Raw genomic sequence first — 14,646 nt, forward strand, 5'->3', positions numbered from 1 at the left:
CGTCGCGGTCGCCGTGGGCTGGGCCATGACCGGCGGCCAGGGCCGCGGTGCGGCCCTCCGCCGGGCCGTGGTGGGCGCGGCCTGCCGCATCCCCGATGTGACCGCGGCAGTGAGCCGCGACCTCAGCCCCGCACTGACCGCCGGCCCACTCGTACGGCGTCACCCCCGGCCGGCCGGCCGCGCACTGGCCGGGACCTTCTGCCCGCAACCCTGGGCACCGGCGACTTCGCCGACACCTGGATGATGTGGAACCTGGTCGTCTCCACCCTGCTGACCGGTGCCGCCACCTGCACCTACGACGGCAGCCCCGCGCCGCAGGCCCGCCCGGACATCCTGTGGAAGCTGGCGGCCCGCCACAAGGTCACCGTCTTCGGCACCAGCCCCCAGTACCTGCTGGCCATGACCAAGCTCGGCATCGAACCCTCCGCGCACGACCTGTCCGCCGTCCGCGCCATCGGCAGCACCGGCTCCACCCTGCCCGCATCCACCTACCCCTGGGTCCGCGACCACGTCGGCGCAGGCGTCCAGCTGGCCTCCACCAGCGGCGGCACGGCGACTGGATCACCCACACCTCGCACGGCTCGGTGATCGTGCACGGCCGCTCCGATGCCACCCTCAACCGCAACGGCGTACGCCTGGGCAGCGCCGACATCCACGACATCGTCGAACACCTCCCCGAGATCACCGAGGCCCTCGTCATCGGCGCGGAGGAACCCGACGGCGGCTACTGGATGCCGTTCTTCGTGGTCCTCGCCGACGGGGTCGGTCTGGATGAGTCCCTGTGCGAGAAGATCCGCGACGCGATCCGCACCGGCGCCTCACCCCGACACGTCCCCGACACGTCCCCGACGAGATCCTCGCCGTACCGGCCCTGCCTCACACGAAAACCGGCATGAAGCTCGAGGTCCCCGTCAAGCGCCTCCTCCAGGGCGCCCGCGCCGACCAGGTCCTCAACCCCTCCGCGGTCGACAACCCCGACCTGATCGCCTACTTCGCCGGCCTGGGCGCCGAACGCCGCCAGGCCCGCCGCCCGCACACCCCCGAAGGCGCGTCGTGATCCTCTCTGCCTCGCTGACCTGTCTCATCGCGTTGATCTTCGCCCTGCTGGGCGCGGCCAAGATCCTGGCCCTGGGTCCGATGCCCGAGCTCGCCGCCCACGCCGGCTTCACCACCGCGGCCTACCGGGTCATCGGCGGGCTGGAGCTGGCGGGCGCCATCGGCGTGGCCCTCGGCCCGGTCGTACCGCTGTGCGGCGGCCTGGCCGGCATCGGACTGCTGATGCTGCTCGCCGGTGCCGTGACCACGCACGTACGCAAGGGCGACGGGCTGACCAAACTCCTCCCCGCAGTGACATGCGCGGCCCTGGTCGCCTGGTATCTCGTACTCCTCGCCGGCCTCTGACCCGTTCCGGGAGACTGCCGGCGGCCACTCGTCCTGTTAGCGAGCCCACGGCGGGGCTGGCAGACTGAATCTGTGGTTCCGCTGATGGTCGCGGCGGATCAGATCGCGTCCTCATCGCTTACCGGCGCCAGTGTGGTATCAGTCTGCGCACTGCTCTTCACCGTCGCGTCGTTCTGGTGGCTCAACGCCCGACAGGGACGCCTGCAGGCGTGGGAACCTCATTCCTTCGCGGCGATCGTCCACGGTTCCACGGCACGCCTACGACTGCCGCTCGTCCTGCACAACACCGGTCCCAAACCGATCGTCGTGCAGGACCTCATCCTGACCTTCCCCGATGAGCCCGCCTCTCATCTGCCACTCCTGTGGGTGTCCTCCCCGTCCCGGCTCCAACCGGGGCCGGACGAGGAGGCGAAGCTGCCGGCGGGGTTCGTCGTGCCCGGCAGAGAAGCGCAACAGCTCTTCCTCGAGTTCGAGGCACCGTTTTCCGGATTCCTTCCGGAGGCCCGTGACTACAAGGCCCAGATACAGGTGCGGGTCGGCCACCGCAAGGGTTGGCGCCCCTTGCTGACGTTCAGCTTGAGGGCCGCCAACATCATCGATCCAGATCGCTACACCGTTTACAACAACGCACCGCTCGAGCTGACGAAGGAAGACCAGAAAAGAGCGGATGCCGCGCTCGTCGAACTGCTGGAAGAGCACGGGGACGGCTCCCCTCCGGGCGGCAGGAGACAGGGAGACCCTCCGAATGACGAAGGTGACGCCGACACGAGCCGCTGACATCGCCGTCCGTCCTGACGTGGACAGCGGTGGCACCGGCCCCGCCGGGCCACCACAGCCACCGCACCGATCACTCGCGCCAGTCGACGCAACCGGCCGCCGCGAGGTCGAGCGCAATGTCCGTGATCATGTCCGCCTGGCCGCCGACTATCCTGCGCCAGTCGGCTTCGACAAGGATCGCCCGGGTGTCCAGGCCGTGACGGCGCGCCGCGGCAACGGCGTGCCCGAGGAAACCGGAGTCCACGCCCGCGTACCCGGGGGCGAGCGTCTCGCGGTCCGCCCGCACCTCGCGGGCCTGCAGGGGGCGGACGCTGTCGGTCGGCAGCGTCCATCAGGCGGAACAGGTCGCAGCTTCCGCGACCATGAACAGCCTGCCGACCACGCGAGGGCGCAGGGAGGAGACCCCGGGGGGGCAGCGGTGCCGACGCCGGAGCTGCAGCACACCCGCCCAGAAGCCCCCGCCGGCCGGCCTGACCTGCTGTTACGCGCCCGCCCTGGACTGACGTGGACGCCCGAAGACGGCCCCTACAACCTGGTACCGGTGCTGGACATGGAGGCCCATCTCGGCCCGTGGGTCCACCACGACCCGGCGCGGGCGCAGAACGTGCGTGACAGCGGCGTCCATTCCTTGATGGTCGTACCCATCCGCGCGCGACGCTGCGTGCTGGGACTGGCGCTGTTCGGCCGCTCCAGGGAACAGGCACCCTTCCAGGAGGACGTCCTCGTACCGGGCCTGGGCGATCTCGCCGCAGTCGACCTTGCGCACGCGGTGTTCGACCGAGAGGAACCCGCGAAGCACCTGGGTGTTGGAGACATGGACAACGCCGCCCTGGCGCCGGTCGCTGCAGCATGGCCGGCGGGCGTCAACCGGGGGCGACCCCATCCCGTCCTTCCCCGACCACCCCTTCCTGCACAGCTTCCGAGAGGGCAAGACAGTTGCCCTCGACCTTGACGACTTCATTGCCGTGGTCGCCGACCCGCAGCTGGTCGAGTATCTCGTCCCGATGGACGCCCATGCCGTGATGGTGGCACCGTTGCTCGCCCGCGGTCTCACTCTCGGCGCCATATCGGTATGGCGCTGCGGCCGATCCGGCCCGTTCACCGAGGACGAGGCGGATCTCATGACGCAGATCGCCTCGCGGGGGGCACTCGCCATCGACAACGCCCGCCGCTACACCCGCGAGCACCGGGCGGCAGTAGCACTGCAGCAGCGGCTTCTTCCTCCGGCCACGACCGAAACCCCGGCAGCCCAGACCGCCGGCGTCTACCGGCCCGCAGGCGACGGAGCGGAAATCAGCGGCGACTGGTACGACGCCATCGCTCTGCCCTCCCTGCGGCTGGCCCTTGTCGCCGGGGGCGTGGTCGGCCACGGCATGGCCGCCAGCGCCACCATGGGCCGCCTGCGCGCAGCCATCCAGACGCTCGCGGACATCGAACTCGAACCGGACGAGCTGCTCACCCGGATCGCGGATCTGGTCCAACGCCTCGCGGCCGAGGCCCCACCGGGCGACCACGACATCGTCGGCGCGACATGCCTGTACGCGGTCTACGACCCCGTCACCCGCCGCTGCGCCATGGCCAGTGCCGGGCACCCGCCGCCCGTACTGGTGCGGCCCGACGGGACCACCGAGCCCATCGGGATCTCACCCGGCCAGTGTCCTCGCGCTCTACACCGACGGCCTGGTCGAACATGGTGAAGCCGGCAGCGACGAAGGGCTCCGACGCCTGACGGACATGGTCGCCGCCATGTGCCGCCCGGACCGCGCTCTCGATGAAACCGGCCGGGCCCTCCTCGCCGACCTGGTGGACGCCGAGCCGTGCGACGACGCCACCCTGCTGTTGGCACGCACGCGCGCCGTGCCTGTGGAGGACATCGCTCACTGGGAGATCCCGGCGGATCCTGCCGCCGTGTCCAAGGCGCGGGAATGGACGGCCCGCCAACTCACCACGTGGGGGCTGGATGACCTGCTCTTCACCACCGAAGTCATCGTGAGCGAACTGGTCACCAACGCGATTCGCTACGGCCGCGCGCCGGCGGAGCTGCGGCTGATCCGCCACAACGTTCTGGTCTGCGAGGTCACCGACTCCAGCAGCACCCAGCCTCGCATGCGCCGCGCCCAGACCACGGACGAGGGAGGCCGGGGCCTGTTCCTCGTCGCCCAACTCGCCGGACGCTGGGGCTGCCGCCATGGCCAGAACCGCAAAACGATCTGGTCCGAGCAGTCCATCGAGCGCTCGTGCTGATGGAAGCCAGTTCGTCACTGTGAGGTCTTACGGCGGTGGATGACGCGGCGGGGCTTCTACGCGTGTTGCTCTGGCACCGGGCTGGTGATCGTGTGACCGCGCTCGACCTGAGCCGGCGAGGCGCTGACCTGTGAGTCTCCAGGCGGCTCGCCGACACTTCCCGCCATTCCAGGGCCTACGTCAGGGCGACGGAGTCGACCTCCGGTGCCGAGCTGGTCGACGACACCTACAGCCAACAGCATCGCTGACCCGTCGCAGGGGCAGCGATGCTGATCCTGAGCTGCGGCTGGGTGGCCGAACGTAGGGCCGTTGAACTGGGGTGAAGACCAGGTGCCTGACGATGTGCTGTGGACATTGACGCAATCAGTCGTGGCCGTGTGAGCACCCCGAGCACATCGCTGTTTCACGCCCTCCTTGGTCGCTGAAGCCGTGCCGCAGAGGGCATGTGCGCACAACACCAGCTGACCGCCGAGCCAGCTGCCTGCCGACCTTTCACCAAGGTGTAGCGCCACCGTCGATGCCGGCGTGCGTCTGTGGTCGCAGCAGGCTAGCGCCGTACCCGCGGCATCCCCAGGCCGATCCAGGAGATGATCTCGCGCTGGATCTCGTTGTTGCCGCCCCCGAAGGTGAAGATGACCGCCGAGCGGTAGCCGCGCTCCAGTTCGCCGTGGAGCACGGCGCCCGCCGAGCCCTCCTTCAGCGGTCCGGCCGCGCCGACGATCTCCATGAGCCAGGCGTAGGCGTCCCGGCGGGCCTCGGAGCCGTAGACCTTGACGGCGGAGGCGTCCTGCGGGGTGAGGGTGCCCTCCTGGACGGCCGTGACCATCTGCCAGTTCATGAGCTTCATCGCGTCGAGCCGGGTGTGGGTGCGGGCGAGCAGCCGCCGCACCCAGGGCAGGTCGGCGACCCGGCGGCCGTCGGCGAGCTTCGTCTCCCTCGCCCAGCGCTGGACGTCGTACAGGGCGCGGATGGCCATGGTGCCGTGGGCGGCGAGGGTGACGCGTTCGTGGTTGAGCTGGTTGGTGATCAGCCGCCAGCCCTGGTTCTCCTCGCCGACGCGGCGGGAGACGGGGACGCGGATGTTCTCGTAGTAGCTCGCGGTGGTGTCGTGGGAGGCGAGGGTGTTGATGAGGGTGCAGGAGTAGCCGGGATCGGAGGTCGGTACCAGCAGCATGGTGATGCCCTTGTGCGGCGGGGCGGCGGGGTCGGTGCGCACCGCCAGCCACACCCAGTCCGCGGTGTCGCCGTTCGTCGTCCAGATCTTCTGCCCGTTGACGACGTACTCGTCGCCGTCTCGTACGGCCCTGGTCTTGAGCGACGCCAGGTCGGTCCCGGCGTCGGGCTCGCTGTAGCCGATCGCGAAGTCGAGCTCGCCGGAGAGGACGCGCGGCAGGAAGTACGCCTTCTGCTCCTCGGTGCCGTACCGCATGAGCGTCGGGCCGACCGTGTTCAGTGCCATCAGCGGCAGCGGTACGCCGGCCTGTGCGGCCTCGTCGAAGAAGATGAACTGCTCCATCGCCGTCATCCCGCGCCCGCCGTACTCCTTGGGCCAGCCCACGCCGAGCCAGCCGTCGGCGCCGAGCCGGCGGATGGTCTCGCGGTAGAACCGCTTCTGCGCGGCCGGGTCGGCGTACCGGTCGTAGGCGTGGTCCGGGACCAGCTCGGCGAAGTAGGCGCGCAGCTCGGCGCGCAGTCGCTGCTGCTCGGGCGTGTGGTCGAGGTGCACGGCGCCTCCAGGCTCCCCAAGGGCGGTCCTGACGGCGCACACCGTAGAACGTGTTCCAGAAATTGGGAATGACGCGCCCGGGGCGAATTCCGGCACCGGCCCGGCCCCATGGTGTCGCCGTCCGTCCATCACCGGTCACGCAATGTGTCCGGTTCGCCCTGGTTTGAGCGGGGTATTCCTTTGCTATGGAAACCGCATCCACGCAGCTGGCCGCGGCGAGCGGCCTGATGAGCCTTGTCCTGTTCGTCGTAGCCATCGGCGTGCTCGCGTTTCTCGCCGGCGGCTACTGGATGACCTCCCGCGTCAAGTACCGCGAGTCCCCCCGGCCGCGCCCCGAGGAGCAGCCCAAGCTGCCGCCGGAGGGTGCGGTGCGCGAACTACGGGAGAACAGGGAATCCCAGGAGGTTCCCGTGCCCCCCGAGGGCGGCCGCCCGCTCCTCCCGTACGAGCTGAGCAACCAGGACACCAGGCCGAGCGAGTCGAAGGACCGGCCGCGCTGGAGCAAGGGGTCCAGCGGCTCGTTCGGTGGCGGCGGACTCGGCGCCCACTGACGGAGTTCGACGACTGGACCTAGGAGTCCTTCCCGGCGGCGTCCAGACGGCCGACGCGGGCCACGTTCTGCCGGTCCTCGGGGTCGTCGCTGGGCTCGGCGGCGAACCAGGCGTCCAGGATCTCCGTCAGCAGCGGACCGGAGGTCAGGCGCAGGCTGAGCGCGAGGACGTTGGCGTCGTTCCAGCGGCGGGCGCCCTCCGCCGTCACGGCGTCCGTGCACAGGGCCGCGCGGACGCCGGGCACCTTGTTGGCCGCGATGGACGCGCCCGTGCCGGTCCAGCAGCACACCACCGCCTGGTCGGCCGCGCCCTCGGCCACGTCCCGGGCGGCCGCCTCCGAGCAGACGGCCCACTGGGGGTCGGCCCCGGGTCGCAGCGCGCCGTGCGCCCGCACCTCGTGGCCGCGTTTCTCCAGCTCGGCGAGGAGGAGCCGGGCCACGGGTTCGTCCATGTCGGAGGAGACGGAGATCCGCATAGGGAGGAGGGTAGTCGCTCCGCTGTTCAGGGACGGTCCGCCAGAACCCGGTGCAGGTGTTCCAAGGCGTCGAGCAGGACCGAACGGTGGTACCAGCTCAGCCAGGCCGCCGTGTCGGACGCCAGCTGGGCGAGGGCCTCGGTCCGGTCGGCGGGCGGGCGGTGTCCGGCGTCGGGCCAGTGCAGGGTCAGTACGGCGGTGCAGGACCCGGTCCCGGACAGTACGGGGATGCTCTGGACGGCGCGGGTGCCCGTGGCCAGCAGGACGCGCCGGGACTCCTCGGAGAGCAGCGTGTCGGCGGCCACGTCTGGCACGCTCACCCGGCGTCCGCGCAGACACGCGACGGCGTCCGCCGTGCCCTCGTCCCAGCCGCGCACCAGATGGTCCAGAAACGTATCCGCACAGCCGTGGTCGGACTCCAGCACCAGCGCGTTCACGGCCGGGTCGACGCAGCGCAGGTACCCCGACGAGGCGTGCCCGAGGGTGAGCGCCTCGTGCAGCACGGCGTCGATCATCTGGCGCCGGTAGCGGGGATCCCGGCCCTCGCGGGCCAGGATCCGCAGCGGCGGCACGGGCAGCGGGCGGCGGCCCGGGAACCACACCGCGCCGTCCGGCGCTCGGGCCACCACCACGGCGGAGACGAGGACGCGGAGCGGCACGTTGAACCGCTGCGAGACCTCGCGCAGCACCCGGAAGGCGGTGCCGGAGTCCGGCAGGCCGTAGCGGACCATGATCACGCCCTGCGCCATGCCGATGACCGGGGCGGTGCGCACCCGGGCGCGCAGCGCGCGGACCTCCTTGCGCAGGTCCTCGTAGCTGGGCCGCAGCGGGTCCGCCATCTGCGACCGCCAGGCGGGCAGGTCCGCACGGTGGGCGGCGGCGCGGGCGAGCTCACGCAGAGCCTCGTCGAGGGTGGCGTAGAGCCGTACGCCGTCCAGGCGCGCGAGGTGCACGGCCTCGCGCACCCCGGGCCGGGCCCGGACGATGATCAGGTCCGGGCGGCCGGTGCGGGCCCGGGTCGTCTCGCCCAGCGCGCGCAGTACGGCGGCGCCGCCCAGCTGTACATGGGCCATGTCGAGGACGGGCCGCAGCCCCGCGAGGTCCGCCTGTTCCAGGTGGCCGCGCAGCTCCGCCGACCAGGACCGGGCGCCCTCGGCGTCGAGGCTGCCGGACATGCGCAGCAGCAGCGCGCCCTCGGCGGGCAGTCCCTCGACCACGGACGACTCGATCATCAGCGGGGCCGGGACGCCGGGGGTGCTGGAGGCCTCGGAGGTGCCGGAAGAGGGTGTCATGGCCCCGCCCGTCGTCGCGTCGTCGCGGCGTCGGTTCCGGCCCCCGGCTCTGTGCTTCCGTCCGGCACGGCGTCCCTTCGGGCCTCCAGGGCGTTCATGGCGGACGCCATCGTGGCGTGCACCCGGACGCCCGGCAGCCCGGCCGTGCGCAGCGCGTCGCGCGCATGCGGGCGGGGCTGTACGACGGGCAGGGCGCGGCCGGAGAAGGCGAGGACGCCGGTCGCCCGGTCCAGGGAGCGTACGGCGGCGGCGCAGGCGAGGTACATCTCGGTCATGTCCAGCAGGGGGTGTTCTCCGGTCCTGTCGGCGTGGGCGATGTGCTCGGCGAGCACCTCGGAGAACTCCACGGCGTTGGAGGCGTCCACCGTGCCCCGGGCCTTCAGGACGCTGATCCCGCCGACCTCGGGACGCCGCTCGTGCACGGTCTGCAGGAGCAGCGGGGCCGGGCCCAGCGGGTGGGCGCGGGCACGGGACGGCTGACCGTTTTCCATGGGATCGGGCTTCCTGGGTGGGGAAGGATCAGCCAGCCGCGTCTTGACCGGGGCTTCACTGTGCTCCGCGCGTGCGCCCGATGCAACGACTTGCCCCGGGCGTGTCGCCCCCGGGTGGTGGTACGGCGACGGGGAGGGCGTGAAGAGCGGTGCGCGCACCCGGAGTTCCCGCGTCACCGCGACCGCGTCGTGGACATCCGATTCCTGTCGCCGCCAGGCGCGTTGCGGCTGCTGCGCCGGTTCGCGGAGTGCCGGCGGGGCGGCGGGCCGGCTGACGGGCCGGCTCGTGCGGACCGGCTACCGGAACACCAGTGCGCACGCCTCGCCGGGCGCCTGGATCTTGCTGCGCGCCCTGCGGTGCGCCAGTCCCGGCACGCTGGTGCGCGCGGCGGTTCCGGCTCTGTGGGGTCAGGTGGTCAACTGGCCGACCGTGCCGGTGTGGTGGAGGCTCGGGTTCGCCGTGATCGCGACGGCGGTCACTGTGTTGCTGGCGCGGGCGCGTTCCGGGCTGTCCTGGCGGCGGTCACCGACCGGCCGCCCCGGGAACAACTTACCTGACGGAGTACGTGAGTTGGCGGCCAGTCGGGGCGAGGCGCCGCAAGGGCACGACGCCGAGCCGCGGCGCATCGAACGCGATCCGCACAACGGGGTCGGGCCGGGATCGCGGCCGTGTCGCTGCGACTTGGAGGCTCCCCTGCGGGTCCTCGTCTCCGAAGACGACGCCCCGCTCCGTGACGGCCTGGAACTGCTCCTGGCCGGCGAGGGGTACGACGTGTGCGCGACCGTCGACAACGCGGACGACCCGCGCCGATGGTCGGACCGCGAGCGGCTGCCGGTCCTGAATCCCGAGGTTGTCTCCCGGCTGATGATCCGTAAGGCGGCCGGCGATCCGCTGGAGGCGCTGACGCGGCGGGGCACGGGGTGCTCGCGCCGACGGCGCAGGGCATGCCGACCCCGAGAGCGGCCACCGCCGGGGGCTCGCGGTACCGGCCTGTCCGCGGACTCTCGATCACGGTCCGGGTGACGCCCATCGCGCTCCGTGACCACTGCGTCTACGCGTGACCTCGCCCGGTCCAAGGTCGATACTGCCAATAGCTCCGTAGCTCCGTACTCCACCCAGCTCCCGCAAGGCGCACGAGGAGACACCGATGAGGATGTTGATCAACGTTCCGGAGACCGTCGTGGCGGACGCGCTGCGCGGAATGGCGGCCGCGTATCCCGATCTGACCGTGGACGTGGAGAACCGGGTGATCGTCCGCCGGGACGCCCCGGTCGCCGGGCAGGTCGCGCTCGTGTCGGGCGGTGGGTCGGGGCACGAGCCGCTGCACGGCGGGTTCGTGGGGCCGGGCATGCTGTCCGCCGCCTGTCCGGGCGAGGTGTTCACCTCGCCGGTGCCGGACCAGATGGCCCGTGCCGCAGCCGCCGTGGACAGCGGTGCCGGGGTGCTGTTCGTCGTGAAGAACTACACCGGTGACGTGCTCAACTTCGACATGGCGGCCGAACTGGCCGAGGACGAGGGCATCCAGGTCGCCAAGGTGCTCGTGAACGACGACGTGGCCGTCACCGACAGCCTCTACACGGCGGGCCGGCGCGGCACCGGCGCGACCCTGTTCGTGGAGAAGATCGCGGGCGCCGCCGCGGCCGAGGGGCAGCCGTTGGAGCGCGTGGAGTCGATCGGCCGTCAGGTGAACGAGAACTCCCGCAGCTTCGGCGTGGCCCTGAGCGCCTGTACGACGCCGGCGAAGGGCAGCCCGACCTTCGATCTGCCGGACGGCGAGCTGGAGTTGGGCATCGGCATCCACGGCGAGCCGGGCCGGGAGCGGCGGCCGATGATGACCTCCGGGGAGATCGCCGACTTCGCGGTCAACGCGATCCTGGAGGACATGCCCCCGCGCAACCCCGTACTGGTGCTGGTCAACGGCATGGGCGCCACCCCGCTGCTGGAGCTGTACGGTTTCAACGCCGAGGTACAGCGGGTGCTCGCCGAGCGCGGTGTGGCCGTGGCCCACACGCTCGTCGGCAACTACGTCACCTCCCTGGACATGTCGGGTGCCTCGGTGACGCTGTGCCAGGTCGACGAGGAGCTGCTGCGGCTGTGGGACGCGCCGGTGAAGACCCCGGCGCTGCGCTGGGGGATGTGACACGGCGCAGACGCCGGCCGCGACCGACACCTCCCTGCCAGCCACGCACGCCGATCAAGTCCCTTATCACGCAAGGAGATCCAGTGCTCGACGCCGACTTCTTCCGCCGCTGGATGACGGCGACCGCCGCGTCCGTCGACCGTGAGGCGCAGCGCCTCACCGCCCTCGACTCGGAGATCGGGGACGCCGATCACGGCATCAACATGCAGCGCGGCTTCACCGCCGTGACGGCCGCACTGGAGGAGGAGGCGCCGGACACCCCGGGTGCCGTGCTGGTCCTGGCCGCGCGGCAGCTCATCTCCAAGGTCGGCGGCGCGTCCGGGCCGCTGTACGGCACGCTGTTGCGCCGTACCGGCAAGGAGCTCGGCGACACCGCCGAGGTGGGCGAGGAGCAGTTGGCCGCGGCGCTGCGGGAGGGCGTGGACGCGGTGATGAAGCTCGGCGGGGCTGCGCCCGGTGACAAGACCATGATCGACGCGCTGGTGCCGGCCGTGGACGCGCTCGCGGACGGTTTCGCCGCTGCGCGGGCCGCCGCCGAGCAGGGCGCCGAGGCCACGATCCCGTTGCAGGCCCGCAAGGGGCGGGCGAGTTATCTCGGCGAGCGCAGCATCGGCCACCAGGACCCGGGGGCGACCTCGTCGGCGCTGCTGATCGCCGCGCTGGAAGAAGCGGCAGAGGGCTGATCGGTGAGCGAGGAGAAGCTGGTCGGGATCGTGCTGGTGTCGCACAGCGCGGAGGTGGCCGCGGCGGTCGCCGAGATGGCGAAGGGGCTCGCGGGCGGGGCCACGGAGGTGCCCGTGGCCCCGGCGGGCGGCACCGAGGGCGGCGGGCTCGGCACCAGCGCCGAACTGATCTCCGCCGCGGCGGCCTTGGTCGACCGGGGTGCCGGGGTCGCGGTCCTCACCGACCTCGGCAGCGCCGTACTCACCGTGAAGGCGCTGCTCGCCGAGGGCGACGAACTGCCCGACGGCACCCGGCTGGTGGACGCGCCGTTCCTCGAGGGCGCGGTGGCCGCGGTGGTCACCGCCGCCTCGGGCGCCGACGTGGACGCGGTGGAGGCCGCGGCGACGGAGGCGTACGGCTACCGGAAGGTGTGACCCGGCCGCGGGTGCCGGCGAGAGCGGGGCCGGTCAGGGGCGCGCGGCCACTGGTGCGGCTGGTCATCGGCGCGCGGCCGGGACCGGAGCCGGTCATCGGCGTCATCGGCGGACGACCACACCTTCCACCGGCACGCGGCCGGGACGGCACCCGGTCAGCCGTGCGCGACCGGGGGCGGAGCCGGTGAGTGGTCGGTGGTGAAGAGGCGGGCCAGCCGTTGCCCTGCCTCGACCGCGGCCGTGTGGTCCTCGATGGGGTCCACGCGGGTGTTCCTGAAGACGACGTAGGTGACGCCGGAAGGCGCTCCGCCGCCGCGCGGGTCGGCGTGGATGCCGAGGCCGCGGGCGGTGGCGTAGGAGGCCTCGCCGATGAGGTCGCGCGGGCCGGTGTCGCCGACCACCGCGTACTGCACCCGGTCCTGGTAGACGACGGCGGCGACGGAACCGCCCCGCACGCCGGCGGCTCGGTGGTCCCAGATCCGGCTCGGTGCCGGGACGACGATGTAGGGCAGCGTCTCGGCGTTCAGATGGCGGCCGTCGGACTGCTGGAACGAGGTGGTGGCGGCGAACACCGGGTCGGAACGGCGGTTGCAGCGGGCGGTGGCCTGGCCGTCGCAGTCGATGTCCATGTCGGCCTTCCAGAAGACGGCGTCCGGGGTGCCGCACACGGGGACGGTCGCGGGACTGCCGGCGTCGGTGCGGTACCGGCCGTGGGAGATCTGGTGGCACTCGCCCAGCCGGGCCAGCAGGTCGGCGGCGGCGACGGCGCCCTCGCTCCGGGCCACGGACCGCTGCGGCGGCGGGACGGCGGCAGGGCCGTTCAGCACGGCCGGGGCGAGCAGCGCCGCGCCGACCGCGGCCGGCGTCAGCGACGGGACACGCACGATCGGGACCCTCTCGTCGAGGACGGACGGACATCCAGGCCACTGTGGTGCGGGCCCGCGCCCCGGGCCGTCCGGACCGCTGCGAAGGGGCCGGATGGAGCACGCTTCTGACGCCCCGTGAGGGACAGAAGGAATATGCGACGGACACCGACGGACATGGACGCCGGGGACAACAGGGGCCGGGGATCCAGGACGTTTCCGGCCCGGATCCCCCGGCCGCCCGCGTCGGCGCGGCTTCGGCGACGACAGCGTGTCCGCGCCAGCGGCTGAACTCCCCTGCATTCTCGGGTAGTTCAGCCGTAGGGAGCCTCAGCATACGTAACTCTCCCGGGTGCTCACCAACGCGGGGCCCCTGCGCCGGTCACCCCGCACGGCCCCTTGCCGCCGCCGCACCCGGCGGGCATATTGGTCCGGACCTTTGCGTGATGCCGATGCCGTCCCCGGGGAGGCAGAGCCGTGCGACGCGTACCCCTGCCGCTCGTACCGGTCTGCGGAGCCCTGCTGCTGGTCGTGTCCTGCGGCTGGAGCCGGGCCGACGACGGCGCGGAGGGCCGGGCACCCGGCGCTCCGACCGGGATCACCGCGCAGGCGGGCAGTGCCACGAGCGTGCACGTGATGTGGAACGCGGTGCCGGACGGTCCCGGCATCCGCTCCTACGAGGTGTATCAGGGCACCACGAAAGCGACCGAAGTCCCGGGTTCACAGCACATGGTGGACGTCACCAGGCTCAGGCCGTCCACCCTGTACACCTTCACCGTGCGGGCCCGGGACACCGCCGGCCGCCTCGGCCCGCCGAGCCGGGCGGTACGGGCCCGGACACCGGTTCGGGTGGCGGCGGACCGCTCGGCACCGACCCGGCCGTCGTCACCCGCCGGCCGGGTCGCCGGCAGCCGCGCGGTCCAGCTGTCCTGGGGCGCCTCCCGGGACGACCGGGGTGTGGCGTCGTACGACGTCTACCAGGGCGGGGTGAAGATCCACAGCGTGGGCGGGAACCAGACGGCGACCGTGCTCACCGGGCTGCGCCCCGGCACACCGTACGTCTTCACGGTCCGGGCCCGGGACGCGGCCGACAACCTCTCCCCCGCGAGCGCCCCGGTCCGCCTCACCACCCCGGGCACCGACGACGGCCGTGACACCGCCCCCACCGGCTTCACCGCCACGACCCACCGGTCCGGCGGCGCCTCCTACATCGACCTCTCCTGGAACCCACCACGCACGGACGGGGTGATCACCGAGTACCAGATCCAGCTCGACGGCACGGCGGCCACCTCACTGGTATGGGGCGGCACACCGCCGACGGGCCGAGCGGCCTACAGCTTCTACACCGGCGCCACCACCGGCGAGGCACACCGGGTCCGGCTGCGAGCCCGACTGCCGGATGGCACATGGGGCGGCTGGTCACCGGAGCAAACGATGACCACGGGCAGCTGACGGGCACACCAACCAACCCAGCCGGCCGCCAGCCGAAGGAAACCGTCACCTGACCGGGCGCCTCCCGAGTGCGGGCACGCACAGAGAAACGTTGGCTGCTCACAGGCGCACGGACGTTTCCCCACCCTCGGCGGCG

Annotated in this window: 16 protein-coding genes and 2 pseudogenes; 12 read left to right on the forward strand and 6 right to left on the reverse strand. The window is 72.1% G+C overall.

What is annotated here, in order from left to right; all coding sequences use genetic code 11:
- From ACH47Z_RS37335 to ACH47Z_RS37350, 4 genes and pseudogenes are all read left to right on the forward strand, one after another.
- A pseudogene (locus ACH47Z_RS37335) lies at positions 1-244 on the forward strand (hypothetical protein); the annotation flags it as partial.
- A pseudogene (locus ACH47Z_RS37340) lies at positions 199-1,057 on the forward strand (AMP-binding protein); the annotation flags it as partial. The pseudogenes ACH47Z_RS37335 and ACH47Z_RS37340, both read left to right, overlap by 46 nt.
- On the forward strand, positions 1,054-1,401 hold the full coding sequence (locus ACH47Z_RS37345; protein ID WP_228617475.1) for a DoxX family protein: 348 nt from the start codon (positions 1,054-1,056) through the stop codon (positions 1,399-1,401). The pseudogene ACH47Z_RS37340 and the gene ACH47Z_RS37345, both read left to right, overlap by 4 nt.
- A gap of 72 nt (positions 1,402-1,473) precedes the next feature.
- A complete protein-coding gene (locus ACH47Z_RS37350) occupies positions 1,474-2,178 on the forward strand; it encodes a hypothetical protein (RefSeq protein ID WP_399081882.1) in 705 nt (234 codons plus the stop codon).
- A 70-nt stretch (positions 2,179-2,248) separates the two neighbouring features.
- Here ACH47Z_RS37350 and ACH47Z_RS37355 read toward each other — a convergent pair whose 3' ends face one another.
- Positions 2,249-2,464, reverse strand: a complete 216-nt coding sequence (locus ACH47Z_RS37355) for a hypothetical protein (RefSeq protein WP_399081884.1) — start codon at positions 2,462-2,464, stop codon at positions 2,249-2,251.
- 520 nt (positions 2,465-2,984) lie between these two features.
- Between ACH47Z_RS37355 and ACH47Z_RS37360 the strand changes: the two genes are divergently transcribed.
- Together ACH47Z_RS37360 and ACH47Z_RS37365 are read left to right on the forward strand one after the other, a co-directional pair.
- Positions 2,985-3,875, forward strand: coding sequence for a PP2C family protein-serine/threonine phosphatase (locus tag ACH47Z_RS37360; protein ID WP_399081886.1), 891 nt, complete (start codon positions 2,985-2,987; stop codon positions 3,873-3,875).
- Positions 3,760-4,422 (forward strand): ATP-binding protein, encoded by a 663-nt coding sequence (locus ACH47Z_RS37365; protein ID WP_399081887.1) that lies wholly within the window; start codon positions 3,760-3,762, stop codon positions 4,420-4,422. The genes ACH47Z_RS37360 and ACH47Z_RS37365 overlap by 116 nt, the downstream gene beginning before the upstream one ends.
- A gap of 547 nt (positions 4,423-4,969) precedes the next feature.
- Here the strand turns inward: ACH47Z_RS37365 and ACH47Z_RS37370 are convergent.
- Positions 4,970-6,148, reverse strand: a complete 1,179-nt coding sequence (locus tag ACH47Z_RS37370) for an acyl-CoA dehydrogenase family protein (protein ID WP_399081889.1) — start codon at positions 6,146-6,148, stop codon at positions 4,970-4,972.
- Positions 6,149-6,333: 185 nt separating this feature from the next.
- Here ACH47Z_RS37370 and ACH47Z_RS37375 point away from each other — a divergent pair, with 185 nt between their 5' ends.
- Positions 6,334-6,699 (forward strand): DUF6479 family protein, encoded by a 366-nt coding sequence (locus ACH47Z_RS37375; RefSeq protein WP_399081891.1) that lies wholly within the window; start codon positions 6,334-6,336, stop codon positions 6,697-6,699.
- Between the two features lie 19 nt (positions 6,700-6,718).
- Here ACH47Z_RS37375 and ACH47Z_RS37380 read toward each other — a convergent pair whose 3' ends face one another.
- Genes ACH47Z_RS37380 through ACH47Z_RS37390 form a run of 3 tightly spaced genes read right to left on the reverse strand, consistent with a single transcriptional unit; the run spans position 6,719 to position 8,957 of the window.
- Positions 6,719-7,174 (reverse strand): RpiB/LacA/LacB family sugar-phosphate isomerase, encoded by a 456-nt coding sequence (locus tag ACH47Z_RS37380; protein ID WP_399081893.1) that lies wholly within the window; start codon positions 7,172-7,174, stop codon positions 6,719-6,721.
- Between the two features lie 26 nt (positions 7,175-7,200).
- Positions 7,201-8,466, reverse strand: a complete 1,266-nt coding sequence (locus ACH47Z_RS37385; protein WP_399081895.1) for an ANTAR domain-containing protein — start codon at positions 8,464-8,466, stop codon at positions 7,201-7,203.
- Complete coding sequence (locus ACH47Z_RS37390; protein ID WP_399081897.1) at positions 8,463-8,957, reverse strand: anti-sigma factor antagonist; 495 nt, start codon at positions 8,955-8,957, stop codon at positions 8,463-8,465. The genes ACH47Z_RS37385 and ACH47Z_RS37390 overlap by 4 nt, the downstream gene beginning before the upstream one ends.
- Before the next feature lie 286 nt (positions 8,958-9,243).
- Between ACH47Z_RS37390 and ACH47Z_RS37395 the strand changes: the two genes are divergently transcribed.
- From ACH47Z_RS37395 to ACH47Z_RS37410, 4 genes are all read left to right on the forward strand, one after another.
- Positions 9,244-9,981 (forward strand): response regulator, encoded by a 738-nt coding sequence (locus ACH47Z_RS37395; RefSeq protein WP_399081899.1) that lies wholly within the window; start codon positions 9,244-9,246, stop codon positions 9,979-9,981.
- 124 nt (positions 9,982-10,105) lie between these two features.
- Positions 10,106-11,098 carry a dihydroxyacetone kinase subunit DhaK gene (dhaK, locus tag ACH47Z_RS37400; protein ID WP_399081901.1) on the forward strand — a complete coding sequence of 331 codons (993 nt, stop codon included), beginning with the start codon at positions 10,106-10,108 and terminating at the stop codon, positions 11,096-11,098.
- An 83-nt stretch (positions 11,099-11,181) separates the two neighbouring features.
- On the forward strand, positions 11,182-11,781 hold the full coding sequence (gene dhaL / locus ACH47Z_RS37405; protein ID WP_399081902.1) for a dihydroxyacetone kinase subunit DhaL: 600 nt from the start codon (positions 11,182-11,184) through the stop codon (positions 11,779-11,781).
- Between the two features lie 3 nt (positions 11,782-11,784).
- Complete coding sequence (locus tag ACH47Z_RS37410; protein WP_399081904.1) at positions 11,785-12,195, forward strand: PTS fructose transporter subunit IIA; 411 nt, start codon at positions 11,785-11,787, stop codon at positions 12,193-12,195.
- A gap of 155 nt (positions 12,196-12,350) precedes the next feature.
- On the opposite strand, the gene ACH47Z_RS37415 is transcribed toward ACH47Z_RS37410, so the two are convergent.
- Positions 12,351-13,079, reverse strand: a complete 729-nt coding sequence (locus ACH47Z_RS37415) for a glycoside hydrolase family 75 protein (RefSeq protein WP_399081906.1) — start codon at positions 13,077-13,079, stop codon at positions 12,351-12,353.
- Positions 13,080-13,535: 456 nt separating this feature from the next.
- Here ACH47Z_RS37415 and ACH47Z_RS37420 point away from each other — a divergent pair, with 456 nt between their 5' ends.
- The gene (locus ACH47Z_RS37420) at positions 13,536-14,510 is read left to right on the forward strand and encodes a fibronectin type III domain-containing protein (protein ID WP_399081908.1); all 975 of its coding nucleotides are present in this window, start codon (positions 13,536-13,538) and stop codon (positions 14,508-14,510) included.
- The last annotated feature ends 136 nt before the right edge of the window (positions 14,511-14,646 follow it).

Source organism: Streptomyces sp. NPDC020192, assembly GCF_044388685.1.
Lineage (GTDB): Bacteria > Actinomycetota > Actinomycetes > Streptomycetales > Streptomycetaceae > Streptomyces.

Coding starts and splice junctions, on each gene's coding strand:
- ACH47Z_RS37375 (WP_399081891.1), top strand. CDS start 6,334: ATGGAAACCGCATCCACGCAGCTGGCCGCGGCGAGCGGCCTGATGAGC.
- ACH47Z_RS37380 (WP_399081893.1), bottom strand. CDS start 7,174: ATGCGGATCTCCGTCTCCTCCGACATGGACGAACCCGTGGCCCGGCTC.
- ACH47Z_RS37385 (WP_399081895.1), bottom strand. CDS start 8,466: ATGACACCCTCTTCCGGCACCTCCGAGGCCTCCAGCACCCCCGGCGTC.
- ACH47Z_RS37390 (WP_399081897.1), bottom strand. CDS start 8,957: ATGGAAAACGGTCAGCCGTCCCGTGCCCGCGCCCACCCGCTGGGCCCG.
- dhaK (WP_399081901.1), top strand. CDS start 10,106: ATGAGGATGTTGATCAACGTTCCGGAGACCGTCGTGGCGGACGCGCTG.